Origin of the sequence: Streptomyces sp. NPDC058326, from assembly GCF_042879855.1 — a bacterium.
Lineage (GTDB): Bacteria > Actinomycetota > Actinomycetes > Streptomycetales > Streptomycetaceae > Streptomyces.
Genome location: NZ_JBHVZO010000004.1, coordinates 72,667 through 96,114 on the forward strand (window position 1 = coordinate 72,667; position 23,448 = coordinate 96,114).

The 23,448-nt window shown below is 70.7% G+C and carries 22 protein-coding genes and 2 pseudogenes; 10 read left to right on the forward strand and 14 right to left on the reverse strand.

Features of this window, described 5'->3' with window-relative positions:
* The first annotated feature begins 8 nt into the window (after window positions 1–8).
* From ACFVYX_RS08945 to ACFVYX_RS08965, 5 genes are read left to right on the forward strand one after another with little or no spacing between them, the layout of a single operon-like run.
* On the forward strand, window positions 9–1,805 hold the full coding sequence (locus ACFVYX_RS08945) for a lipid II flippase MurJ (RefSeq protein ID WP_389680676.1): 1,797 nt from the start codon (window positions 9–11) through the stop codon (window positions 1,803–1,805).
* Window positions 1,702–2,502: a polysaccharide deacetylase family protein gene (locus tag ACFVYX_RS08950; protein ID WP_389680677.1), complete on the forward strand. Its 801-nt coding sequence runs from the start codon at window positions 1,702–1,704 to the stop codon at window positions 2,500–2,502. Before ACFVYX_RS08945 ends, ACFVYX_RS08950 begins: the two co-directional genes overlap by 104 nt.
* Window positions 2,499–3,644, forward strand: a complete 1,146-nt coding sequence (locus ACFVYX_RS08955; protein ID WP_389680678.1) for a glycosyltransferase — start codon at window positions 2,499–2,501, stop codon at window positions 3,642–3,644. Before ACFVYX_RS08950 ends, ACFVYX_RS08955 begins: the two co-directional genes overlap by 4 nt.
* Window positions 3,645–3,694: 50 nt before the next feature.
* The gene (locus tag ACFVYX_RS08960) at window positions 3,695–4,375 is read left to right on the forward strand and encodes a lipopolysaccharide biosynthesis protein (protein ID WP_389680679.1); all 681 of its coding nucleotides are present in this window, start codon (window positions 3,695–3,697) and stop codon (window positions 4,373–4,375) included.
* A complete protein-coding gene (locus ACFVYX_RS08965; RefSeq protein WP_389680680.1) occupies window positions 4,372–5,520 on the forward strand; it encodes a GNAT family N-acetyltransferase in 1,149 nt (382 codons plus the stop codon). Before ACFVYX_RS08960 ends, ACFVYX_RS08965 begins: the two co-directional genes overlap by 4 nt.
* A gap of 32 nt (window positions 5,521–5,552) precedes the next feature.
* Here the strand turns inward: ACFVYX_RS08965 and ACFVYX_RS08970 are convergent, their stop codons facing one another.
* Window positions 5,553–6,926, reverse strand: a complete 1,374-nt coding sequence (locus ACFVYX_RS08970) for a glycoside hydrolase family 26 protein (protein ID WP_389680681.1) — start codon at window positions 6,924–6,926, stop codon at window positions 5,553–5,555.
* A 333-nt stretch (window positions 6,927–7,259) separates the two neighbouring features.
* On the opposite strand from ACFVYX_RS08970, the gene ACFVYX_RS08975 reads away from it, so the two are divergent.
* Window positions 7,260–8,726: an ATP-grasp domain-containing protein gene (locus tag ACFVYX_RS08975; RefSeq protein WP_389680682.1), complete on the forward strand. Its 1,467-nt coding sequence runs from the start codon at window positions 7,260–7,262 to the stop codon at window positions 8,724–8,726.
* Between the two features lie 82 nt (window positions 8,727–8,808).
* Here the strand turns inward: ACFVYX_RS08975 and ACFVYX_RS08980 are convergent, their stop codons facing one another.
* Both ACFVYX_RS08980 and ACFVYX_RS08985 read right to left on the reverse strand, forming a co-directional pair.
* A complete protein-coding gene (locus ACFVYX_RS08980) occupies window positions 8,809–9,042 on the reverse strand; it encodes a chaplin (RefSeq protein WP_389680683.1) in 234 nt (77 codons plus the stop codon).
* 191 nt (window positions 9,043–9,233) lie between these two features.
* Entirely contained in the window at window positions 9,234–9,437 is a 204-nt protein-coding gene (locus tag ACFVYX_RS08985; protein ID WP_389680684.1) for a hypothetical protein, read from the reverse strand.
* Between the two features lie 151 nt (window positions 9,438–9,588).
* Between ACFVYX_RS08985 and ACFVYX_RS08990 the strand changes: the two genes are divergently transcribed.
* Window positions 9,589–10,650, forward strand: a complete 1,062-nt coding sequence (locus ACFVYX_RS08990; RefSeq protein WP_389680685.1) for an LCP family protein — start codon at window positions 9,589–9,591, stop codon at window positions 10,648–10,650.
* A gap of 22 nt (window positions 10,651–10,672) precedes the next feature.
* Here the strand turns inward: ACFVYX_RS08990 and ACFVYX_RS08995 are convergent, their stop codons facing one another.
* The gene (locus ACFVYX_RS08995) at window positions 10,673–12,697 is read right to left on the reverse strand and encodes a thioredoxin domain-containing protein (protein WP_389680686.1); all 2,025 of its coding nucleotides are present in this window, start codon (window positions 12,695–12,697) and stop codon (window positions 10,673–10,675) included.
* Window positions 12,698–12,894: 197 nt separating this feature from the next.
* On the opposite strand from ACFVYX_RS08995, the gene ACFVYX_RS09000 reads away from it, so the two are divergent.
* The gene (locus tag ACFVYX_RS09000; protein ID WP_389680687.1) at window positions 12,895–13,461 is read left to right on the forward strand and encodes a Uma2 family endonuclease; all 567 of its coding nucleotides are present in this window, start codon (window positions 12,895–12,897) and stop codon (window positions 13,459–13,461) included.
* Here the strand turns inward: ACFVYX_RS09000 and ACFVYX_RS09005 are convergent.
* From ACFVYX_RS09005 to mca, 8 genes and pseudogenes are all read right to left on the reverse strand, one after another.
* Window positions 13,380–14,165 (reverse strand): annotated as a pseudogene (locus ACFVYX_RS09005) (DUF4365 domain-containing protein); the annotation flags it as partial. The gene ACFVYX_RS09000 and the pseudogene ACFVYX_RS09005 sit on opposite strands and share 82 nt — an antisense overlap.
* A gap of 164 nt (window positions 14,166–14,329) precedes the next feature.
* Window positions 14,330–14,584, reverse strand: coding sequence for a hypothetical protein (locus ACFVYX_RS09010; RefSeq protein WP_389680688.1), 255 nt, complete (start codon window positions 14,582–14,584; stop codon window positions 14,330–14,332).
* Between the two features lie 116 nt (window positions 14,585–14,700).
* The gene (locus tag ACFVYX_RS09015) at window positions 14,701–15,102 is read right to left on the reverse strand and encodes a DUF4357 domain-containing protein (RefSeq protein WP_389680689.1); all 402 of its coding nucleotides are present in this window, start codon (window positions 15,100–15,102) and stop codon (window positions 14,701–14,703) included.
* A gap of 161 nt (window positions 15,103–15,263) precedes the next feature.
* A complete protein-coding gene (locus ACFVYX_RS09020; RefSeq protein ID WP_389680690.1) occupies window positions 15,264–17,402 on the reverse strand; it encodes an N-6 DNA methylase in 2,139 nt (712 codons plus the stop codon).
* A 671-nt stretch (window positions 17,403–18,073) separates the two neighbouring features.
* A pseudogene (locus ACFVYX_RS09025) lies at window positions 18,074–18,229 on the reverse strand (DUF255 domain-containing protein); the annotation flags it as partial.
* Between the two features lie 144 nt (window positions 18,230–18,373).
* On the reverse strand, window positions 18,374–18,760 hold the full coding sequence (locus tag ACFVYX_RS09030) for a rodlin (protein WP_389680691.1): 387 nt from the start codon (window positions 18,758–18,760) through the stop codon (window positions 18,374–18,376).
* Between the two features lie 338 nt (window positions 18,761–19,098).
* Window positions 19,099–19,341: a hypothetical protein gene (locus ACFVYX_RS09035; protein WP_389680692.1), complete on the reverse strand. Its 243-nt coding sequence runs from the start codon at window positions 19,339–19,341 to the stop codon at window positions 19,099–19,101.
* Complete coding sequence (gene mca / locus ACFVYX_RS09040; protein ID WP_389680693.1) at window positions 19,334–20,215, reverse strand: mycothiol conjugate amidase Mca; 882 nt, start codon at window positions 20,213–20,215, stop codon at window positions 19,334–19,336. Before mca ends, ACFVYX_RS09035 begins: the two co-directional genes overlap by 8 nt.
* Window positions 20,216–20,313: 98 nt before the next feature.
* Between mca and ACFVYX_RS09045 the strand changes: the two genes are divergently transcribed.
* Entirely contained in the window at window positions 20,314–20,715 is a 402-nt protein-coding gene (locus tag ACFVYX_RS09045) for a DUF4307 domain-containing protein (protein ID WP_389680694.1), read from the forward strand.
* Window positions 20,716–20,904: 189 nt separating this feature from the next.
* The gene (greA, locus tag ACFVYX_RS09050; RefSeq protein ID WP_030548867.1) at window positions 20,905–21,402 is read left to right on the forward strand and encodes a transcription elongation factor GreA; all 498 of its coding nucleotides are present in this window, start codon (window positions 20,905–20,907) and stop codon (window positions 21,400–21,402) included.
* A 67-nt stretch (window positions 21,403–21,469) separates the two neighbouring features.
* Here the strand turns inward: greA and ACFVYX_RS09055 are convergent, their stop codons facing one another.
* Both ACFVYX_RS09055 and ACFVYX_RS09060 read right to left on the reverse strand, forming a co-directional pair.
* A complete protein-coding gene (locus ACFVYX_RS09055; RefSeq protein WP_389680695.1) occupies window positions 21,470–22,324 on the reverse strand; it encodes an ABC transporter permease in 855 nt (284 codons plus the stop codon).
* Window positions 22,321–23,349 (reverse strand): ATP-binding cassette domain-containing protein, encoded by a 1,029-nt coding sequence (locus ACFVYX_RS09060; protein ID WP_389680696.1) that lies wholly within the window; start codon window positions 23,347–23,349, stop codon window positions 22,321–22,323. Before ACFVYX_RS09060 ends, ACFVYX_RS09055 begins: the two co-directional genes overlap by 4 nt.
* Window positions 23,350–23,448 lie beyond the last annotated feature (99 nt).

Genomic DNA, 23,448 nt, shown 5'->3' on the forward strand with positions numbered 1-23,448 from the left:
CTTCTCCGGTGCCGGAGCCTTCTCCGGCTCCGGGACCGCCCGGGGCCGACCGCGCGGGCCGACCGCCGTCCCCCTCCCCACCGCCCCCGCGCGCGCACGCCGCCGGCGGCCGAGGCCGCCACCGGCTCCGCCCGCAGCTGTCCTCCGGGCGGTTCCTCGCGCGGGCCGCCGCCGTGACCGCGGGGCTCACCGCGGCCGGTGCGGCGCTCGGGCTCGTGCGGGACCAGATCCTGGCTCACTTCTTCGGCGCCGGCGCCGAGACGGACGCCTTCCTGGTGGCCTGGACGGTGCCCGAGTTCGCCTCGACGCTGCTCATCGAGGACGCGATGGCGCTGATCCTGGTGCCCGCGTTCAGCCGGGCCCTCGCCCGGCGGAGCGGCGCCCTCACCGGTGACCCCGTACTCTCCCTCGTACGCTCCACCCTGCCCCGGCTCGCACTCGCCGTGAGCGCCGTCGCCGGACTCCTCGTCCTCACCGCACCGCTCCTGGTCGCCGCCCTCGCGCCCGGTCTCGCCGACCCCCGGCTGGCCGTCGACTGCACCCGGCTGACCGCGACCTGTGTCCTGACCTTCGCGCTCGCCGGCTACTGCTCCGCCGCGCTGCGCGCCCACGGCAGCTTCCTGCCACCGGCCGCCATCTACGTCGCGTACAACATCGGCATCATCGGCACGGTCGTGGTGCTCCGCGAGCCCTTCGGCGTCCGGGCGGCGGCCGCCGGGGTCGCCGTCGGCGGTGTGCTGATGGTGCTGGTCCAGGCTCCCTGGCTGCTGAAGGAGTTGCGCCGCCCACCGAAGCCGGCACCGGCACCGCCACCGAAGGAGACGGCGGCGGCGCTCTCCGGCGACGGGCGGCTGCTCGTCCTCGGGCTCATCGCGCCCGTCATCGTCTTCGCGCTCTCCCGCCAGTCCCAGATCCTCGTCGAGCGCTTCCTCGCCTCCCCCCTTCCGGCGGGCGCCATCTCGCATCTGAACTACGCGCAGAAGATCGCGCAGATGCCGATGATCCTCTCCCTGATGCTGTGCACGGTCAGCTTCCCCGTCGTCGCCCGCGCCATGGCCGCGGGCGACACCGAGGGCGCCCGCCACCGGGTCGAGCGCGACCTGCTCCTTGCCGCCGTCGTCGTGCTCATCGGCGCGTCGATCGTGATCGCCGCCGCTCCCCAGATCGTCGAAGTCCTTTTCCAGCGAGGGGCGTTCGACCGCGCCGACACCGAGGCGACCGCCGCCGTCATGCGCGTCTACGCCCTCGGGCTGCTCGGCCAGACGCTGGTCGGCACCCTCGTCCGCTGCTACTTCTCCACCGCGCGACCGCTCTGGTACCCGGCCGCCGCCATGGCCACGGGGCTCGCCGTGACCGCCCTCGCCGGAATCCCCGGCGCCCGCCTCTGGGGCGCGGTCGGCATCGCCGCCGCCAACGCCCTGGGCATCACGCTCACCGCCGTGATGATGCTGCTCGGCGCCCGCCGCCAGTCCATCCCGGTCCGCATCCGCCTTCTCGGCGAGGGACTCCTGCGGCTGGCCACGGCCGCCGCGTGGGCCACCGGCGCCGGCTGGTTCTGCGCGTCCTTCGTGAGCCCGGCGCTTCTCTCGCTCGCCGTGGCGAGCGTGGTCACCGCGTCCGTCTTCCTGCTGTTCACCGCCTGCGCGCCCCGCGCGCCCGAGATCCCTCCCCTCACCCCCGTCGCATCACGAAGGCTCGCCCATGCCCGCTGCCTTGGCGCCCCGCACCCCCGCGATTCGTCGTCTGCTGCCGAAGCCGCCCCCCTGGGTGGTGATGTACCACTCGATCGCGGACACACCGACTGATCCGTACCGGGTGACCGTCTCCCCCGTGCGCTTCGCCAGGCAGCTGCACTGGCTGAGGGACCGGGGGCTGCGCGGTGTCTCGGTACGGGAGCTGCTCGCCGCCACGGCCGCGGGCCGCGCGAAGGGGCTGGTCGGACTCACCTTCGACGACGGTTACGCGGACTTCCTCGAATCGGCGGTGCCGCTGCTGCGCCATCACCGGTTCACGGCCACCGTCTACGTCCTGCCGGGCCGCTTCGGCGGCGCGAACACCTGGGACGGGGACGGCCCGCGCAAGTCGCTGCTGACCGAGGACGGCATCCTGCGCGCTGCCGAGGCCGGCATGGAGATCGGCTCCCACGGCCTGCGGCACGTCTCGTTGCCCGCCGCCGACGACGCGGCCCTCGCCGACGAGACCCGCCGCAGCCGCGCCCTCCTGGAGGATCTCACCGGGACGACCGTGGACGGATTCTGCTACCCCTACGGTCATGTCGACGCCCGAGCGATCCGCGCCGTACGGGCCGCCGGCTACCGCCACGCCTGCGCCATCGATCCCGGCCCGCTGACCAGCACGCACGCGCTGCCGCGCATCCACATCGACGAGCGGGACGCCGCCTGGCGCCTCACCGCCAAGCGTGTCCTGCACCCGCTGCGCCGACGCCGCCCCGCCGATCTGGTGCCCGCCCCGCAGCAGCTGGCCGGGGCGGACGCCTCATGAAGGTCCTGCACGTCATCACCGGCCTCGGCATCGGCGGCGCGGAACAGCAGCTGAGGCTGCTGCTGCGCCGGCTGCCGGTGCGCGCCGAGGTCGTGACGCTCACCAACCCGGGCGCGGTCGCCCGCGGCATCGAGGCCGACGGCACCCCCGTCACCCACCTCGGCATGGCCGGCAACCGCGACCTCGGCGCACTGCCCCGCCTCACCGGGCTTGTCCGCCGGGGCGGGTACGACCTCGTCCACACACATCTGTACCGGGCGAACCTGTACGGCAGGCTCGCCGCCCGCCTCGCCGGGGTCCGCGCGGTCCTGACCACCGAGCACTCCCTCGGCGACACGCAGATCGAGGGGCGCCCGCTGTCCGCGGGCACCCGCGCCCTCTACCTGGCGGGCGAGCGCCTGGGCACCGCCACCGTCGCCGTCTCCCCCAGCGTCGCGCGCCGGCTTGAGCAGTGGGGGGTGGCCCCGTCCCGCATCCACGTCGTGCCCAACGGCATCGAGACGGGCCGCTTCGGCTACACCGAGGACCGCCGACGGCTCGCCAGGAAGCTGCTCGGTCTGCCCGAGGACGCGTTCGTCGTCGGAGGGGTGGGGCGGCTCTCGCCCGCGAAACGTTTCGACCGTCTCGTACGGGCGGTGGCTTCGGTACCGGAGGCGCGGCTGCTCCTCGTCGGCGAGGGCGAGGAGCGCGAGCGGCTGACGGCGCTGGCCCGTGAGTGCGGGGCCGCCCACCGGGTGCTGTTCGCGGGAGCCTGCGAGGACCCGGCGCCGGACGGAGCCGAGGAACCCGGTCTGCCGTCGCTGCTCGCCGCGATGGACGTCTTCGTCTCCACCTCCCCCGACGAGTCCTTCGGCCTGGCGGTCGTCGAGGCGCTGGCCGCCGGACTGCCGGTGCTGTACGTGGCGTGTCCGGCGATCGACGACCTGCCGCCCGACGCTGCCCCGGGCGCCCGCCGGATCGGCGGGTCGGTCGCCGAGATCGTCTCGGCGCTGCACGGCATCCAGGACGCCCGGCTCACCCGGCTCCCGGCGCCCGCCGCGGCGTCCCGCTACGACATCGCCCACAGTGCACGGCAGTTGATGTCCCTCTACGAACAGGCCGTACACGGCACCCCTCTCCCCGCGAAGCGAGACACCCGATGACCCCTTCACGCTCCTCACGCTCGGCGAGCTCTCCCGGCTCCGCGAGCTCGGTGAGCTCAGCGAACCCCGGCCCGCGACCCTCGCGCCGTTCCTCCCTCCCGACGGCTCTGCGGGCCCCGCAGCGCTGGTGGGCGCTGCCCGCCTCCGTGCTTGCGGGCGTCGTCCTCGGCGGCGGTTACGGAGCGCTGAAGGCGCCGGAGTACGCGGCGACGAGCTACGTCATCGTGGTCCCGGCCGGGAAGTCGGACCCGGCCGCGGCCGTCGGCTTCGCCCAGGCGTACGGGCGGGTCGCCACCGACATCGCGGTGACCGGTGACGCCCAGGTGTGGGCCGGGGTCTCCGCGCAGACCCTGCGTTCCAGCGTGCAGGCGGCCACCAGCCCGGACGCGCCGATGATCTCCATCACGGCGCGGGCGGCCAAGCCGGCCAAGGCGGTGTCCATGGCCGACGGAGTGGCCCGTGCCCTGGTCCTCAACAGCTCACACGTCTCGGGGAGCACGGGGGTGAAGGTGGTGCAGTTCTCGCGGGCGACCAAGCCCTCCTCGCCGGTCTCGCCGTCCGCGCCGCTCTCGGCGCTCGTCGGCGGCTGCGCGGGCGGTCTGCTCGGCGGTCTTGCGCTCCTGGTCCGCCCGGCGCGCGCCACGCGCGCCGAGGCACGGCACTCGCGGCAGCCCGCCGCCGTCCCCGGCCCGGCGGGCGGACAGCACCAGCCGGAACCGGAGACGGTGTGAGCACGGCGGGCGCGGACGGCCTGCGCGCCGAGATCTGCCGGGACGAGGCGGAGTTCGGCGGGCTCGCGGACCGGTGGGAATCGCTGTACGCGCGCTGCTCGACGGCGACCCCGTTCCAGTCCCACGCGTGGCTGCACTCGTGGTGGGTGTCGTACGGCAGGCCCGGCGCGCTGCGCGTCGTGCTCGTACGGCGGGAGGACGGCGAACTGGTCGCCGCGGCGCCCCTGATGCGCGCCCGCGGCCCGCTGCCGGTCCTCACCCAGCTCGGGGGTGCGATCACCGACTACACCGACGTCCTCCTCGACGACTCCTGCCCGGACGCGGTCCCCGCCCTTGCCGGGGCGCTGACCCGGGCGGCGCGCCGCGCGGTGATCGATCTGCGCGAGGTGCGGCCCGGGGCGGCGGCCGAACAGGTCTTCGGCCGCTGGCGCGGGCCGCGCAGGCGGCTCGCCGACTCCCTCTGTCTGGAGCTGCCGGCAGTGCCGATGGACGATCTGCTCCAGCGGATCCCGTCGGCCAAGGCCCAGCGGGTACGGGCCAAGCTGCGCAAGCTCGACGCGCTCGGGATCGACGAGCGGGTCGTGACCGGGGAGGAGGTACCGGCGGCGCTGGAACGGCTGCTGCGGCTCCACCAGCTCCAGTGGCAGGGCAGGGGGGTGACCGCCGAGCACACCAGCGACCGGTTCGCGCAGCATCTCGCGCGGGCGATCCGGCCGATGGTCGAGTGCGGGAACGCGCGGGTGACCGAGTTCCGGCTCGCCGGGGACGTGGTCGCGGCCGACCTCACCCTGATGTCGCCGCGGCTCGCGGGCGGCTACCTGTACGGCGCGGATCCGGTGTTGCGGGCCCGGAAGGTCGATGTGGCGACGATGCTGTTGCGGCACGGGGCGCGCGAGACCAGCTCGAGCGGGCGCGCGACGCTGAGCATGCTGAGGGGCACGGAACCGTACAAGCGGCACTGGCGGCCGGAGACCGTGCCGAACCAGCGGCTGATGCTGTCCGGTCGGGTCGCGGCCCCGTTGCTGTGGCTGCGGGCGGGCGCGGCGGACGGGCGGCGTCGGCTGGCACGGCAGGCGCGCGAGCGGGCGTGGGTGGGCCGGGCGGTCGGACGTCTGCGCGGACGGCCGAGCGGCGGCGGAGGATGAACTCCTCCGCCGCCGCGGTGACCCTCGGGTGATCAGAAGGGCCAGTTCTCGCTGTCCATGATCTCCTCCCAGGGCTCGGTGTCGCCGACGTCGTTGTTGTCGACGGCGTCGACGATGTCGTCGATCTCGTCCTTCGAGTCGCCCTTGTCGATGCAGAGGGGCCCGCCGAGCAAGCTCTCCACCCAGGAACCGAGATTGATGGTCAGGCAGTCCGTCCCGGGCTGGGGTTCCGGCTTGGGCTTCGGCGGGACTTCGGGCTTGGGCGGAACCTCCGGCTTGGGCGGGACTTCGGGCTTCGGCGGGACTTCGGGCTTCGGCTCGGGCTTCGGCTCCGGCTTGGGCTCCGGCGGGGCTTCAGGCTTCGGCTCCGGCTTGGGCTCCGGCTTCGGCTCCGGCTTGGGCTCCGGCTTCGGCTCCGGCTTCGGCTTCGGCTTCGGCGGGACTTCCGGCTTCGGCTCAGGCTTCGGCTCAGGCTTGGGCGGGAGCTCCGGCTTGGGCTCGGGCTTCGGCGGAACCTCCGGCTTGGGCTCGGGCTTCGGGGGAACCTCCGGCTTCGGCGGGACCTCCGGCACCTCGGGTTCGGCGCCGTACAGCATCTGTCGGAACACCTGCGACGACTTCGGATTGTCATCGCACTGCCAGACACCGTGCGGGCAGTAGTCGGTGATCGTGTGGTACAGCGGCTTGTGCTGCTTCATCCATTCGATCATGCGCCGCATGTACTCGGCGTTGTCCCCGTTCCGGAAGAGCCCCCATTCCGGGTACGAGATCTGCTTTCCGTGCTCGGCCGCGAATTCCACCTGCTTGCGCAACCCGTACGGCTCATTGACGTGACTGTCGAAACTGGACCCGGACGGCTGGTCGTACGAGTCCATGCCGATGATGTCGACCACGTCGTCACCCGGATAGCATTCCGTCCAGGGAACGGCGTCCCTGCCCCGGCTCGGGTTGAAGTCGAAGCGGAACTCCTGACCGGGGACGGAACGCATCGCGGTGACGATCCGGTTCCAGTACTGCTTCCACGCTTCCGGATCCGGTGCGCACCGGTGGGTGTACGTGGTGCCGTTCATCTCCCACCCGAGGACGATGACGGTGTCCTTCGCCTCCAGGTCGACCAGGCGTTCGGCCAGCGCCTTGAAGTGGTGGTCGTAGTACCCCGAGGCGCCGAGCTGGAGCTGCCTGCGGACTTCGTGGTCGGAGACCCCCGCCTCGTTGCGCTCCAGCATCGGCACGTTCAGGACGAACAGCCGGTCCTCCCGCTCGTTGCGCCAGTCCGCCCAGGCGTCCAGGAACCCCGGGGGGCCCTCGATGTTCGACCAGAGGTCGCCGGGGAGGTACGTGTGCCCGACCCGCAGCTCCCTGCCGCCGAGCCACCGCTCCATCTGACGGATGCGGCTGACACCCACGGGGCCCGATTCCAGGAACGCGCCCATCGCGCTGGAGAGAGTCGGTTCGGGAGCCCCGGTCGTTAGGGATTCGGCGGCGTGAGCCGGAGAGGACAGCACGACCGAACCCGAGGCGAGGAGCCCTGCGGTGAACACCCCCCACCACGTTCTCGATACTTTCCGTCTTCCGTTGGCCATGACCACTCCTTCTCGTCCCGCGCCGCTTGATGAGCCGTCAATCCGATGTTCAGAAAGTATTCCTAATAAGCCGACCGTGAACGCAGGGAGGAACTGATCCGTAGTCCATTGGAGGATTCCATCGCCCACTTGGGGCACTCGAGGTGAGGACATGCCGTGCCGAGTTTTGACACCGGCGTCCCCGCGCTCCTCGTACGACTCGACCGGAATCCCTTTCATCACGGCACGCTCGGCGCCGCCCGGTCCCTCGGACGGGCCGGCATCCCGGTCCACGCGGTGATCGAGTCGCTCACGAGCCCCGTCGCCCGCTCGCGCTATGTCCGCGACGTCCACCTGAGCCCCGGCGCCCCCTCCTCCGCCGAGCTCTCCCGCCTCCTGCTGACGCTCTCCGACGGGCTCTCCGGTCCCGGGCCCGCGCTCCTGGTCCCCATGGACGACATCACCGCCCTCGCCCTTGCCGAGCACCGCACCGAGCTCGCAGGCCGGTACCTGCTGCCCGACCAGACGCCCGGGCGGCTCGTGCGGGTGGCCGACAAGGCTGCCCTCGCCGAGACCTGCCGGGCCCTGAACCTCCCCCATCCCCGTACCGAGATCCCCGCCGGCGCCGACGAGGCGGCCGCCATGGCGTGGTCGCTCGGGCTGCCGGTCGTCGCCAAGTGGAGCCGCCCCTGGCTGCTCCCGGCCGGAAGCGGGTTGCGCAGTACGTCGATCGTGCGTTCACTCGCCGAGGTGCGCGCGCTGTACGCCCGTACCCCACAGGCCGGCAGCCGGCTGCTGCTCCAGCGGCTGCTGCCGGCGGGGCGGCACCTGGACTGGTTCTTCCACGGGTACGCGGACTCCACCGGCCGCTGCTCCGCCGCCGCCACCGGGCGCAAGGAACGCTCGTGGCCGCACGGGGCCGGGCTCACGGCGGTCGGCCGGTGGACGCCGAATCCGGCCGTGGAGCGCATCGCCCGCGAACTGCTCACCGCGCTCGGTCACCGGGGCGTGGTCGATCTGGACTTCCGGCTCGACCGGTCGACGGGCACGTACCACCTGATCGACTTCAACCCGCGCCCCGGCGCCCAGTTCCGGCTCTTCGCGGACCGCGAAGGACTCGACGTCGTCCGCGCGATGCATCTGGACCTGACCGGGCGCCGGGTCCCGCCGCACTCCCCCGCGTACGGCCGCCGGTTCGTGGTGGAGAACTACGCGGCGCTGGCTGTACTCACCTCCCCGCGCCGCGGCCCCGACGCCGAACGGGGCATCTCGGCCGGTGCGCGGTACGGCGACGCGGAAGGTACGGAGACGGTCGCGCTACCGGACGCGGAACCGGCCGTGGAGTCCGGCACCCCGACGCGGCGCGTGGAGACGGCCTGGTTCGCCGCCGACGACCCCGTCCCCGGCCTCGCCATGACCTGGGCCTGGCTCCGGCAGGCCCTGCGCAAGGGACTCGCGGCACTCCGCCGCCCCGACCGCTCCGAAGGCCTTCGGCCCGCGCCCTGCCCCGCGCCCGCACAGCCGTCCCCGTCGGCGGCCCGCATCCCCTCCCAGGAGGCGTGCCGCGCGACGAAGCCGGGTGTCGCGCCGGCCGAGGAACGCGAGGGCCGTGGCCGGACGCCCGACCTCGTGAAGGAAACATGACGAAAGGCCGGTCCCGGCAGGTGTGTTGGGCACCTACCGGGTCCGGCCCCTCGGATCGCGCCCCTGCGAGGGGGCGCCGGCGTCAGGCGTTGATGCAGACGTTGCCGTAGGTCGGGTTCAGCAGACCGACGATGTTGACGGAGTTGCCGCAGACGTTGATCGGCGCGTGGATCGGGACCTGGACGACGTTCCCGGAAAGGATGCCCGGCGAGCCGAAGGCCGCGCCCTGCGCCCCCGCGTCCGCGAAGGCGGGCGACGCCACACCCATGGCCATGATGATTCCGGCGACGACGGCCGCAGCCTTCTTGCACTTCATTTCGTCTGAATCCTTTCTGCGGCGGAAGACTCCTCACGGCTTTCGTGATCACACGGGGCACATTTTCGCGCCCCGGCTTCCGCTGCACACATCGCCGAGCACGATGCCGGAAAGCGGACCGCGCGCATCGTCGAACCCGCGGCATTCACCCCATCGAATTCACCGAATTACGCCGGATGCCGCGATTTCGGTCAGCGCGGCCAGATCGGCGTCCTGATCAGCCGCTCCCACTCGTGGTCGGGAACTCCCGGCACCGTGCGGCCCGCCTGGGCCCACCGCTGTACCAGCGAGGAGTACAGGGGGAACGGTCCTCGGTCGGCGGGTGGCGGGTCCACCACATAACGGCTCTTCGGAATGAAGGCCATCCGCTCCCATTTCCCGGGATCGGGCGCCATCTTTCCCTCCCATCCGGTGCGGTTCCCGCATCATTCCACAGACCCCGCAGGAGAGTGATTCCATCGGCCGATGTCGCGTCGCGAACCTGTGTACGAAGAGAATCGATTTACTGTGCGGGTCCACATTCCCGACCTCCGGTGGTGCATGCCCGTGTCCGTCAGGAAATTCGCACGCCCGCGGCGGCTCGCGCTCGCCACCGCGGCGCTCGTCGCCCTCGGTTCCGGGGCGCTCGCCGCCGCCCCCGCCGCTCTGCCGTCCTCCGACCTGCCGTCCCCCGCCCTGCCGTCCCCGAGCCGGGGGCTCAACATCCTGGTGGTCGGTCTCGACACCCGGAAGGGCGTGACCGCGCGGGAGAAGGAGGCGTACCGGCTCGGCGGCAAGGAGTGCGGCTGCACCGACGTGATGATGCTGGTGCACGTCTCCGCCGACAACAGGCGGGTCAGCGTGCTGGGCCTGCCGCGCGACTCGCTCACCGAGTTCGCCGCCGGCCACCGGGACCGGCGGACGGGCGCCCTGCACGGCACCCATGCGGCGAAGCTCAACAGCGCCTGGGCCGAGGGCGGGCCGTCGTACGCGATGGAGATGGTCGAAAGGACGACGCGGCTCCCCGTGCACCGCTATCTGGAGATCGACTTCCGCCGGTTCATGGACGCCGTCGACCAGTTCGACGGCGGCGTGCCGATCTGTGTCCCGAAGCCGCTGAAGGACACGTCCACCGGCATCGACCTCGGGCCGGGCACCACGAACGTCGGCGGCGGAGAGGCCCTCCAGTACGTGCGCTCACGGCGCGCCGACGGGCAGATGGACTTCGGACGGATCCGCAAGCAGCAGCAGTTCGTCGTCAACACCCTGCGGAAGGTGCGCTCGGACCTGCTGGGGAACCCGCTGCGGCTGATGACGTTCGCCTCGGTGCTGCGCGGGCCTGCGGCGGCGGAGCACCGCGGGCTCTCCACCCTGGACCTGATGTTCCTCGCCGTGCGCCTGCGGAACCTCACCCCGGACGGTATGGAGTTCGCGACCGTGCCCGTACTCCGTTTCGAGAACGTCCAGGGGGCCGGGTCCTCGGTCGCCTGGAACGTGGCGCACGCCGAGGAGGTGTTCGCGCGGCTGCGCGCGGACGAGCCGCTGCCGCCGGCCCGCCTCACCCCGTCCAGTGAGATCCCCCAGGCCGAGTACCGGCCGGCCGGCGGCGCTTCGCTCGTCTGCGCGTAGCCCCCGCCGGGTGCCGGCGCCGTCAGCGGCCGAGTTTGCGTGCCAGTTCGGCCGGGTCCGTCGTGGGCGCGTCGCAGGTGAAGTGCCGGCAGACGTACGCGGCCGCTCCCCCGTCCACCAGCGGTCGGTCCCTGAGCAGCGGGAACTCGTCGCTGTCGGGGGTGCCGGAGGCGACGACCGCGCCGGGCGCGGGGGCAAGGAGGGCGGTGCGGTGCAGTGCGCGGGCCAGGTCGTCCCCGGCGGGTCCCGCCACCGCGATCTCGCGCGGCCCGTCGAGCAGGGCCTCCGCCGTGGCCAGGCCCCAGCCGATGAAGCGGGGCGCGCGCGGGCCCAGGGCCTTGACCACGCCGAGGGCGCCCTCGGCGGCCGCCCGGTGGGCCTCCGAGCCGGTGTGGGCGGCGTACGAGAGCAGCGCTCCGGCGGCGGCCGTCCAGCCGGACGGGGTCGCGCTGTCGGTGGGGTCCTGCGGCCGGCGGATCAGGGTCTCCGCGTCGTGGGCCGTGTCGTACAGCGCCCCGCCCTCGGCGACGAACTGGTCGAGCACGATGTCAAGGAGGAAGCCGGCGAACTCCAGCCAGACGCCCTCGCCGGTGACACCGGCGAGCGCGAGGAAGCCCTCGGCGACGTCCGCGTAGTCCTCGAGCACTCCGGCGTTGGCCCCGCCCCGGCCGTCCTTGGAGGTCCGGGAGAGCCGCGCGCCCTGTCCCATGTGTACGCGGACGAGCAGGTCGGCGGCCTCGGTGGCGCGTTCGATCAGGTCGGGGCGGTCGAAGAAGGCGCCGGTCTCGGCGAGGGCGGCGATCGCCAGGCCGTTCCAGGCGGCGACCACCTTGTCGTCGCGGCCGGGGCGGGGCCGCCGCGTGCGGGCGGCGAGGAGCCGCTCCTTGACCGAGGCGATCCGGTCGGCGTCGACCGGGCCCGTGTTCTGCGGGAGCTGGAGGACGGAGGCCCCCTCCTCGAAGGTCCCCTCCTCGGTCACTCCGAAGTACCGGGCGGCGTCGCGGGCGTCCTCCTCGCCCAGCGCCTCGGTCAGCTGCGCCGGTGTCCAGACGTAGTACGCGCCCTCGACGTGCCGTCCCGTCCCGTCGTCGGAGTCGGCGTCCAGCGCCGAGGCGAACCCGCCCTCCGGGGTGCGCAGTTCGCGGACCATGAAGTCCGCGGTCTCCAGGGCGACCCGGCGGGCCAGGTCGTCGCCGGTGGTCCGCCACAGGTGCGCGTACACCCGGCAGAGCAGGGCGTTGTCGTAGAGCATCTTCTCGAAGTGGGGCACGACCCAGTCGCGGTCCACGGAGTAGCGGGCGAAGCCGCCGCCGAGCTGGTCGTAGATGCCGCCGCGGGCCATCGCCGCGCAGGTGTCGGCGGCCATCTGCAGGGCGCCTTCGGCGCCCGTACGGGCGTGGTGGCGCAGCAGGAACTCCAGCACCATCGACGGCGGGAACTTGGGCGCGCCGCCGAAGCCGGCGCTGCGGGAGTCGTAGTCCCGGGTGAGGCCGAGCAGGGCCTGGGCCAGTTCCGCCTCGCCGGGGACGCCGTCGCCGCCGTATGCCAGGGAGCGGGACGCGAGGTCCTTGGTGATGTTGCCGGCGACCTCGCCGACCTCGTCGCGGCGCTCCGTCCAGGCACGGGAGACGCCGTCCAGGACGTCACGGAAGGAGGGCATGCCGTGCCGGGCCTCGGGCGGGAAGTAGGTGCCGAAGTAGAACGGTTCGGCGTCCGGGGTGAGGAAGACCGTCATGGGCCAGCCGCCCTGCCCGGTCGCCGCCTGCACGGCCTCCATGTAGACGGCGTCGACGTCGGGGCGCTCCTCGCGGTCGACCTTGACCGCGACGAAGTGCTCGTTGACGTCCGCGGCGGTGGCGTCGTCCTCGAAGGACTCGTGCGCCATCACATGACACCAGTGACACGCAGAGTATCCGACCGACAGCAGAACGGGTACATCGCGCCGTTTCGCTTCCTCGAACGCCTCGGGTCCCCACGGCCACCAGTCGACCGGATTGTCAGCGTGCTGAAGCAGATAAGGCGAGGTCATACCAGCCAACCGGTTCATACGACCCAGCCTCTCACAGCGCCTGGCGCGGCCGGTGAAACCCTGACGAGTCCGCCCCGCTCGGCCGAATTGCGCTGGTGCGCCATTACGTGACGGGCGCCGCCGCCTCCCTCCAGGCCGGGCAGCCCGGCACCCCGGAACAGTAGGCTGGGCGCAGCGACGCTTGACCTGCCGAGGCTCCTCGAAGGAGGTACACCATGACCGCCGAGATGGTGGCACCCGCGTGGATGCACATGCAGATCAGCGCGGAGCAGTACGACTCCTGGTCCGAGGAGCAGTGCGCCGGCATCGAGGTCGTGGACGGGATGGTCGTCGTGAGCCCGAGCGCCTCCAAGCGGCACAACCGGCTGGCTCGGATCCTGGCCAATGCCCTGGACGCCGCCGCGGGCCCGGACTGGAACGCAGACACGGACTTCGACGTCCGCCTGCAGGACGTTCCACTCACCAACCGCCGCCCGGACGTCACCGTCTACCGAGCGGAAACCATCGATCTCACACCCACCCGCCCCGAGCACGTACTCCTGGTCGTCGAGGTCGTGTCGCCCGGTTCGGAGACCACTGACCGGATCGTGAAGGTGGACCAGTACGCCAAGGCCGGCATCCCCTTCTACTGGCGGGTCGAACAGGCCGCCACCGGGGTCCCGATCATCTATACCTACGTCCTCGATCCCGCCACCAGGGCCTACCGGGACGGCGAGATGTTCACCGGCACGGTGAAGGCCACGGCGCCTTTCCCCATCACGGTCGATCTCGGGGCCCTGTAAGGAACCGGGGCGTCGCCCCGCCGTCGACGTTTGGCTGTCAGCGAGCGTTCCGGGCATGCCGAGCCTTGCGGAATCCGTCGCCACCGAATCTGGAAGGGCCCGCCCTCTTCGACTGGTCGACGCCACCATTCGGTGGACTTGAAGCAGCCCATGAGCCAGTGTGCTTCGGCACCGTCAAGGATGATGTCCCCGATCGACGGGATGAGATCGAGGCGAAGCATCTGCTCCTGGATGCGCACGGGCTCCCAGTCGAGGTCGTGATGCAGCAACACCGCAAACGGCTCCCCGTGTTTCTGCCAGAAGACCATGGGCTCGCCAACTTCGTTGACGAACGGTTTGACGATGTCGTTCGGCTCGAACTCGACCTCCGCCATGTCCGCCCATCTGCCGACACCCTCGCGCTCCCGGGCCAAGTAGCTTCGCGTGCGCCAGACGAAGGCCTCGAAGGTGGAATCGTCCAGCGTGGACTCCCGCCGGACGACAACTGACTTCAACGTCTTGCGCAGCGCTTCTGCTCGGCGAAGCTGACGAGTCGCATTGGCCCAGAAGAGGCCATTCCGCTCGGGATCATGGACGACGCAGAGCACCGGCAGGCTGCCGTCACGCCAATTGTCCCCGTGGTCCCCGACCTGGACGCGGTACCCCCGCCGGGTGCGCGTCGAGACCCCGCCCTTGACCTGCACGGCCAGAGAGTCCGCTGTTCGTCGCCCATCCTGCGATGACCGGTCGAAGGTCTATGGGAAGCGCGTGACCGTCAGGGACGTGTGAGCACCGTCGTCTGCTGGGTTCGCGAAAGCCGGAGGCGCCCGAACGTCGGAGGTGCCCCAGGCGACCCTTCCGCCCGGGGCACCTCCGGCCACGGCACCGCCTACCGGCTGACCTCGGACTTCGCGGGTTCCACCGGCCGTGCGTTCGCGGCGTGCTCGAAGCCTCGGAACCCGCCCCCGAGGTAGCTGCCGATCACGATGACGGTCGCCGCCGCACCGAGTGCGACCGCCAGCCGCTCTCCTCTCGACTGACCGATCGCACCCTCCGGTGGCGCGGTCCGGCGGTAGACGAGCACCCCGGCTGCGAAGGCCCCGGAAACGACAAGGGCGGTGATCAGGTCAAAGGTTACGTACAAGGAGCCCCCCGTATTCGAAGCCCACTGCCGGAACGAGATGCCTCGGCGGCGGGTGCAGGTGAACGGCCTGGTTCAAGGACGGGTTCGACGCCCCCGGCCGCGGGGCGCCTGGACGGCTACTCGGCATCCAGCTTCTGCCGCAGCTGATCCAGCGTGAATCCGTCGTGTGTCCGCCACAGGGTCCAGCCGTTGATGATGTTGCCGGTCACGGCCTCCGCGGCCTTCGACGGCGAGGGGAAGGGGGAGGGGTGTCCGTCGACGACGAGCTGGCCGTCGGCAGTGACGACGGCACGGCCCGACCTGTTGGCTCGGCGCTGACGGAACGTGAGCACCGCCCCCGGTTCCAGCAGGCCGGCGCGCATCAGCCCGGCCAGAGGTCCCTGGGGGATCACCGGAGCGGCCTGCGCCGAGGCGGGCCCTTCCCCGAGGGACAGGGTGACGTGGATGGTGTCGTCACCGCTCGCGCTCACGAGTCGGGCGATGACGGCGGGGTCGAAGTGGATGCTCAGCGTGGCCATGCGCGCTCCTGACGTAGACGGCCTCCCCCGACGGGATACCTTAACTTGTCTTCGATTTTAAGCAGCACAAGCAGCTTGGATCAACTCCTCATTACAGCAGTTCAGGAGAACTGAGGGGAAAGGGTGCCGTCCGCTTCGCCTGCGCACGGGGTCCGGCCGCCTCATCTCGCCAGGAAGCTGCTCAGCGCCTTGCTGCGCATGTCCCGCATCGCCGCCAACTGGTCCAGCAATCGCCGCTCGTGGGCATCGAAGCTCGCCATGGCCGCGCCGATGGACCTCTGGGTGTCGAGATCGGGAAGGGCGACGGGCAGCATCCCGAGCACATCGAGTGAGATGGTCCGCAGTGCGAGACTTCCGGTCGAATGCGCATCGAGCCACTCCCGAGCTTCGGAGCTGCGCAGGAATGCCGCCAAGTAGCGGGAGTCGACGGTGCCGGGAGGGGTGATCACGAAACAGCCGGTGCCGCAGACCCAGCCCTGCTGCTCTTCCCCGACCACGGCACACCGTCCGAGATCACCCCGGCGGGCGATCACGACATCGCCCGGGCTCAACCGAAATCGGTCGAGCCGTTCGGCATGCTGCTCGGAAATGCGCTTGATGTCGTCCACGAGGAAGCCGATGTCCGAGATGTCCTTCGGCATCACCACAGGGACCCCAGGACCCTCCACATAGTCCTGGGCCCGGATCAGGCTTCCCGAAGGCCCCGCGAGCAGCCGCACGGGACGGCCACCAGCCGTCCCCCCCTCGTCCACCACGTCCTTCAGTGAGAGGTTCTGGCATCGGATGCCGTTCTGCGCCAACTGATCCTGTGCGCCGGCGATCTGCGCCAGCTCCGCCCCGAGCTCCGACGTCTCGCGGTTACGCCGCTCGAAATCGGCCAGCACGGCGCTCAGGTCCGTGACCTCACCCGGCTCGCTCTCCGTCCTGAGGTAAGTCCGCGGATCAAGGTTGCCGGCGTTCTCGATGAGTTCGGCGTAGGTGACCGATCGGGAGAAACCCGGCTCGTCCACCTCCTCCGAGGTTTCGAACCAGAGTCGGAAGCGTTCGGCGATGCGGCCGACGTCCTCGCTCGCCAGCACGCGGGGCCGCTCCGACGACCGCCCTCCCGCGCCGCGCGCATCGACGAGGACTACGGAATCGCTTCGGTGCGCCGGAAAGGCCCGGCGCCCTCGGCCGAGTACCCAGATGTGCACGGCGATGTTGGTTCCCGCAAAAAGGTACGCCGGCAAGGCGATCACCGCGAGAACCGCGCCCCGGGCCACCATCTCCCGGCGGATCAGCGCCTCCGCCCCTCCCGCCCAAGCCGCCCGCGCAGGCATCACGACCGCCGCGATCCCGCCTTCCTTCAGTTGGGACCAAGCGAGCTGCAACCAGGCGAAGTTGGCACTCGACTCCGGTGGCGCGACGAACTGTCGCCGTTCCCACCCGTCGATCCGCTGGTTGAACGGCGGATTGCTCAACACCCGGTCCACACGGCCCAGATTCCGGTCCCGCAACAGCATCGCCGGGTCCGCCAGCCCCACCTGCGGCACGCTCACCCTGTGCAGGGCCAGGTTCAGCATCGCCGGGCGCACGTTGGCCCGATCCACCGCGTACGCCTCGAACGAGTTGTCACCGACCGGCCCCCTCTCGGCCAGGTACCGAGCGGCGGCCGCGAGCACGCTTCCGGTACCACAGGCCGGGTCCATGATTCGGTCTCCCGCACGCGGGCCGGCCAGATCCGCGAGCAGATCAGCGACCCCGCGCGGTGTATAGAACTCCCCTCCCGGCAATGCCCCTTCCTCCGCGTGACGCTGGAGCAACAGCTCGCAGACGTCGGCCACCGCGACCTCTCCGAGGCCGGGACTCCGATCCAGCGCCGCGACGAAAGCCGTCGTCCAGGCGGCGTCGTCCGGCCCGCTCCCAAGGTCGAGGTCAGCCGACCAAGGCAGCGGAAAACCCGGACGCCGGGCCGCCTCCTGCAGAGCCCCCCGCAGCTCGGTCACCGGGGAGAAACCGACGGCGGCCTCCGCCGAGGCACGCTTCCACCGCTTCACGAAATCACCCTCGGCCTGGCCCTTCTCTTCCGCGAAGGCGGCGAGCATCAGGATCGCCAGCATCGCGTCGAGGTCGCCGGCCGTACCCCGGCCGCGCCGGTAGGGCGCGTACGCCCGCCACAGCCGGTCGGCGACCTCTGCTGCCGGGTCTTCCGCTTCTTCGATCATCGAGCACCCTTCCTCGAAGTTCTTCTCGTTCCACTTCGCCCGGTTGATGAAGTACGCCCCCCAGCGGTGGCCGCGAGCAGCTGGTTCAGCCGCCACGTCGTCCAGTGGAGAACTCGGTGCGCAGTGTTACTGCGCACACCTTCTCTTCACCGCCCCCCAGGCGGCCTCGACACCCAGAGGGTTTCCGCGTGACACCCAGATTAGCGGCCACACGCGCTGGTTCAGGGAAGCGGCACGTTGAGTAGAGACCGGAACACCTCACTGCGCAGCGCGACTGCGCAGATTCCTTCCAGGTAAGCCGCAGCTCCGGCCGCCAGCGTGCCGGGCCGAACCGCAGCAGCGGATCACCAAGAAAAGGGGGAGGTGTGATGCAGATCACTTTGAGAGGTGAGGCTCTCCAGCGCACGGGCGGACCCATGGCTCCTCGGCCGGGTCCACGAGGCGCCCCTGACCGACCGGGCCGGAGCATTTGCGCCGACGGAACGAGACGGCAGCTCGAGCCGAGTCGTTCGTCGCCGGCACCTCCGGGACGAAGACACCGAGCGGGCCCCGCGCGAAGGAGGAGCCGGCCCGCTCACTGGCGCATGTCTCCGAGGCGCTCTCCTTGCTCCTGTGCAACGACCTCGGAGTGGCGGCTCGCATCGAAGCGTCCCCTCGCGATCGTCCTGACCTCCGACCGAGGCGACTGGTCGAAGCTCTGCGGGCAGCGCGTGATCATCAGAGAGACATGAGCGCCGCCGACTCCTGGGTTCGCGAGTTCACTGTCACCAGTGGCAGCTGCTGTAGCCGACGCTCAGCAGCACGGGAACATCGCCGCGGGGCGCCTCCTCGAACGCCTCGGCCGACCAGGACCACCAGTCGACCGGGTTGTCGGCGTGCTGGAGGAGGTAGGGGGACGTCTCATGAGCCAGTCTGTTCGGCATGCCCCCCATCCTCGCGCACACGGCTGAGCCCCGTCCGTTGCGCCACGGAGGCGTCGTACGGCCGGGGCGCCGGTACGGCGGAGCGGCCCCGCCCTTCGCAGTGGAGCTGCGAAGGGACGGGGCCGCTCAGCGACGAGGCTGACGTCAGCTGACGTCGGTGTTGCCGTTGTCGGCCAGCAGGTCGACGAGGTCGGACAGCGGGTTGTTCTGCTGCTGCTCGACCGAGTTCTGGGTGCACGTCATGTTCTGCTTCGGGCTCAGAACGTCGTCGATGGGGACGGAGACGAGGTTGATGACCGGCACCTGAGCGGTGATGTCCTGGACATCGAAGCAGTGCAGGACGCCACCGTTGATGAGGCCGAAGTTCGGGCTCATGTAGCCACCGGTCGAGTTGCTGCCGATGGCCTGCTTCGACGTGTTGCCGATGACGTTGGTGCTGTTGCCGTCATCGGCCGCCGCGGTCGCCGTGGCAGCGGACATACCGACGACGGAGGCCGCAACTGCCGCGGTGGCGAGAACCTTCTTGATCACGAGATTTTCCTTCTTGAGCTGGAGGGCCCTGGAATGCTCCGTACCGAAGCACGCTGATCAACTGCCGGAGAGAGGATTGGTTCCGGCTGATCACCCTGATGCGCTATTTGGCAGATGAACGCCATCGGACGTGATCTCGAAGGACATGCGTTCGGCGTGGCCGCGAAACCCTCCGGAGGCCAGGCGGGACAAGGGCGACCGCTCCGACCCCCCGCGCCGGCGCCCCTCGAACGCGGAGCCGTGGCAGCGGGTCGTGACCCTGCGCGGGAAGCCGTTCCGCGCCCAGGCACGACTCAGGGCCCCGGGAGATCCCGGGGCCCTGAGTCGGCGACGTACCGCTACTCGCCCGCCGCCGCCTTGCCGGGCTTCACGGCCGCGGCGACCGCCGGATCGGGGGCCTCCTCGAAGGAGACCTTGCCCATGTGGCGGTTCATCGACTTCATCAGCTGCCAGACCGCGAGGGCCATGACCGCGAAGACGACGAAGCCGAGGACGCCGGGGGTCACCTTGTTCTTGTCCAGCTCTTCGGCGGCGAAGGGGACAAGCTGGGTCAGTGCCAGGTGTGCGCTCATGTCAGGCATTGTCGCGGATGCCCGCGAAGAGATCTTCCTCGGGGAGGGAGGTCGGGACCAGCGCCTTGCTGAGCTCGTACTCCTCCGTCGGCCAGACCTCCTTCTGGATCTCCATCGGGACCCGGAACCAGCCGCCGTCGGGGTCGATCTGGGTGCGGTGGGCGATCAGTGCCTTGTCGCGGGTCTCGAAGAAGTCGGCGCACGGCACGAACGTGGTGAGCGTCCGCTCCTTGCGCTGGAACTCCTTCCAGCGCTCCAGCCACTCCCCGTACGGCGACTCCATGCCACGGGCGAGGAGCGCCTCGTGCAGGGCCGTGGTGCGGGGGCGGTTGAAGCCCTGGTTGTAGTAGAGCTTCAGGGGCTGCCAGACCGGGCCGAACTCGGCCTCCGGGTACTTCTCGGCGTCGTTCGCGCCGTCGAAGGCCACCATGGAGATCTTGTGGGTCATGATGTGGTCGGGGTGCGGGTACCCGCCGTTCTCGTCGTAGGTCGTGACGACCTGCGGACGGAAGGAGCGGATCTTGCGGACCAGCGCCCCGGCCGCGGTGTCGACGTCCTCCAGGGCGAAGCAGCCCTGGGGCAGCGGGGGCAGCGGGTCGCCCTCGGGAAGGCCGGAGTCGACGAAGCCCAGCCACTCCTGGGAGACGCCCAGGATCTCGCGGGCCTCGTCCATCTCCTTGCGGCGGACCTCGTGGATGTTCGCCTCGATGTAGGGGTCGCCCTGGAGCTGGGGATTGAGGACCGAGCCCCGCTCGCCGCCCGTGCACGTCACCACCATGACGTCCACCCCCTCGGACACGTACTTGGCCATCGTGGCCGCACCCTTGCTCGACTCGTCGTCGGGGTGGGCGTGAACGGCCATCAGTCGCAGCTGCTCAGTCAAGACTCGATCCTCAGTGATTCGACGCGGAGGGTGGTCTCTATAGTGACGGAATCGGGGGGATGAAAATTCCGCCACCCCCGGCTTCGAGAGGATCGATCATGAGCGCGGTGCGAGAGCAGCTGCCCGAGGAGCGCTACGGGCGCTCCGCGGACAAGGCGGCGGACCGCAAGCTCAGGATCACGGGCGCGGTGCTCGGTGTTCTCTTCCTCGGCCTGATGGGCTGGTTCGGCTGGCACTACGTCGTCGACAGCAGGATCAGCGCCGAGATGATCAAGTTCGACGTGGTGAGTCCCACCGAGGTCCAGGTGCACCTGGAGATCCGCAAGGACGAGGGTGTCCTGGGCGTCTGCACGCTGCGCTCGCGGGCCGAGGACGGCACCGAGGTGGCCCGCAAGGACGTCCGGATCGACGACCCCGCCACCCGGGTCGACAGCGTCTTCTCGCTCCGTACGACCGCGCACGCGACGAGTGCCGAGCTCGTGGGGTGTACGGCCCGGTAGCGGTGGGTAGGGAGCGGGTGTCGAGTCCCGGCGAGTCACCACGGTGACCTGGGGTGACGCCATCCCCGATGGTTATGTCCTCCCGCTTTTCGCCACTCATTGTTAGGCTCGTGGTTTCGCCCACCCGGGACAGCACCGTTTCCCGTGTAGGGCGATGCTTTGTATTCCCAGTACCTACGAGGAGCACCTGTGACCCAGACCAGCGACAACGTCACCTGGCTCACCCAGGAGGCGTACAACAAGCTCAAGGACGAGCTTGAGTACCTGTCTGGTCCCGCGCGTACCGAGATCGCCGCCAAGATCGCCGCCGCGCGCGAAGAGGGCGATCTGCGCGAGAACGGCGGGTACCACGCGGCGAAGGAGGAGCAGGGCAAGCAGGAGCTCCGGGTCCGCCAGCTCACCCAGCTGCTCCAGCACGCCAAGGTCGGCGAGGCCCCCGCGGACGACGGCGTCGTCGAGCCGGGCATGGTCGTCACGATCGCCTTCGACGGCGACGAGAACGACACGATGACCTTCCTGCTCGCCTCCCGTGAGTACGCGAGCGGTGACATCGAGACCTACTCGCCGCAGTCGCCGCTCGGCGTCGGCGTCAACGGCAAGAAGGCCGGTGACGACGCCGAGTACGAACTGCCGAACGGCAAGAAGGCGGCGGTGAAGATCCTCAGCGCGAAGCCGTACACCGGCTGAGGCGCCTGCTCCACGCACAGGGCCGGGCCCCCTCGGGGGGTCCGGCCCTTCGCGGTGCGCGGGTCCGTCACACCGTCGCCGAGCGGTACTTCCGTACCGAGAGCGTCCGGAAGACCACGATGATCAGCACCGACCAGATCAGCGACGCCCACACCGGGTGCTGCATCGGCCAGGCGTCGGACGTGGAGACGCCCGGGTTGCCGAAGAGTTCCCGGCAGGCCTGGACCGTCGCGCTGAACGGGTTCCACTCGGCGATGGGCTGCAGCCAGGAGGGCAGCTTGCTGGAGTCCACGAACGCGTTCGAGATGAACGTGACGGGGAAGAGCCAGATCAGCCCGCCCGAGGTCGCCGCCTCCGGCGTACGGACCGAGAGGCCGATCAGGGCCCCGATCCAGGAGAAGGCGTACCCCAGGAGGAGCAGGAGCGCGAAGGCGGCCAGCGCCTTCGGGACGCCCTCGTGGATGCGCCAGCCGACCAGCAGGGCGACGATCGCGAGGACGAAGAGCGTGAGCGTCGTCTGCACCAGGTCGGCGAGGGTCCGGCCGGTGAGGACCGCGCCGCGGGCCATCGGCAGGGCGCGGAAGCGGTCGATGAGGCCCTTGTGCATGTCGTCGGCGATGCCCGCGCCGGCGCCCGCCGTCGCGAACGTGACGGTCTGGGCGAAGATGCCGGCCATCAGGAACTCGCGGTAGACGTTCGGCGAGGTGGACCCGCCGATCTGCATGGAGCCGCCGAAGACATAGCTGAACAGCACCACGAACATGATCGGCTGGATCAGCCCGAAGATGATCATCTCGGGGATCCGGGACATCCTGATCAGATTGCGGCGGGCGATGACCAGCGAGTCGCTCACGGACTGGACGACTCCACCGCGGGGGCGCGGCGCGGCCAGGCGGTCGGTCCCCTCCAGGACGGTGGTCACTTCACGGTCTCCTTCGGGGTCTTCCCGCCACGCTTCCGGCCGGCCGTCGCCTCGTCCTCCTGCTCGTCCCGCTCGGCGGCGTGGCCGGTCAGGGAGATGAAGACGTCGTCGAGCGTGGGGCGGCGCAGTCCGATGTCGTCGATCTCGACGCCGACGGCGTCCAGGTCGCGGATGACCTCGGCGAGCAGCTTGGCGCCGCCCGTGACGGGGACGGTCAGCTTGCGGGTGTGGTTCTCGACGGAGACCTCGCCGTGGCCGATGCCCTCGATGCCGTAGCGGGCGAGGACGTCACGGGCGCCGGTGATCATCTCCGGTTCGTGGACGACGACCTCGACGCGCTCGCCGCCCGTCTGGGCCTTGAGCTCGTCGGAGGTGCCGCGCGCGATGACCCTTCCCTGGTCGACGACGCAGATGTCGTGGGCGAGGTGGTCGGCCTCCTCCAGGTACTGGGTGGTGAGGAGGAGGGTCGTACCGCCGGCGACGAGTTCCTTGATGACCTCCCACAGGGCCTGCCGGTTGCGGGGGTCGAGGCCGGTGGTCGGCTCGTCCATGAACATCACCGGCGGGGCGACGACGAGGGCCGCCGCGAGGTCGAGGCGGCGGCGCATGCCGCCGGAGTACGTCTTCGCGGTGCGGTCGGCGGCGTCGGCGAGGCCGAAGCGCTCCAGGAGCTCACCGGCCCGCGCCTTCGCGGCCTTCGCCTTCATCTGGTAGAGCTGCCCGACCATCTGGAGGTTCTCGCGGCCGGTGAGGTACTCGTCGACCGCCGCGAACTGGCCGGAGAGACCGATCGAGCGGCGCACCTCGTTGGGGTGCTTGAGTACGTCGATGCCGGCCACGACGGCCCTGCCGCTGTCCGGCTGGAGGAGCGTGGTCAGTACGCGCACGGTGGTCGTCTTCCCCGCGCCGTTCGGGCCGAGCAGACCGAGGACCGTGCCCTCCGGCACGTCGAGGTCCACGCCGTCCAGAGCTCGTACGTCGCCGAAGGTCTTCACCAGACCCTCGGCATGGATCGCGCCTGGCATGTGGGTTCTCCTGGGGAGAGGAGGCGTTTGCCCCACCGATCCTAGGATCCGAGGGCCCGCCCCGCCCAGTGAATTTGTGACCCGCGCCACACGATCTTG

What these genes read in the sequence shown, in the direction of transcription:
- ACFVYX_RS08995 (WP_389680686.1), bottom strand. Translation starts at nt 12,697, where the DNA reads ATGAACCGGTTGGCTGGTATGACCTCGCCTTATCTGCTTCAGCACGCT.
- ACFVYX_RS08985 (WP_389680684.1), bottom strand. Translation starts at nt 9,437, where the DNA reads ATGGCGCCCGATCCCGGGAAATGGGAGCGGATGGCCTTCATTCCGAAG.
- ACFVYX_RS09000 (WP_389680687.1), top strand. Translation starts at nt 12,895, where the DNA reads ATGACCGCCGAGATGGTGGCACCCGCGTGGATGCACATGCAGATCAGC.
- ACFVYX_RS09060 (WP_389680696.1), bottom strand. Translation starts at nt 23,349, where the DNA reads ATGCCAGGCGCGATCCATGCCGAGGGTCTGGTGAAGACCTTCGGCGAC.
- ACFVYX_RS09015 (WP_389680689.1), bottom strand. Translation starts at nt 15,102, where the DNA reads ATGGCCACGCTGAGCATCCACTTCGACCCCGCCGTCATCGCCCGACTC.
- ACFVYX_RS08950 (WP_389680677.1), top strand. Translation starts at nt 1,702, where the DNA reads ATGCCCGCTGCCTTGGCGCCCCGCACCCCCGCGATTCGTCGTCTGCTG.
- ACFVYX_RS08980 (WP_389680683.1), bottom strand. Translation starts at nt 9,042, where the DNA reads ATGAAGTGCAAGAAGGCTGCGGCCGTCGTCGCCGGAATCATCATGGCC.
- ACFVYX_RS08955 (WP_389680678.1), top strand. Translation starts at nt 2,499, where the DNA reads ATGAAGGTCCTGCACGTCATCACCGGCCTCGGCATCGGCGGCGCGGAA.
- ACFVYX_RS09045 (WP_389680694.1), top strand. Translation starts at nt 20,314, where the DNA reads ATGAGCGCGGTGCGAGAGCAGCTGCCCGAGGAGCGCTACGGGCGCTCC.
- ACFVYX_RS09035 (WP_389680692.1), bottom strand. Translation starts at nt 19,341, where the DNA reads ATGCCTGACATGAGCGCACACCTGGCACTGACCCAGCTTGTCCCCTTC.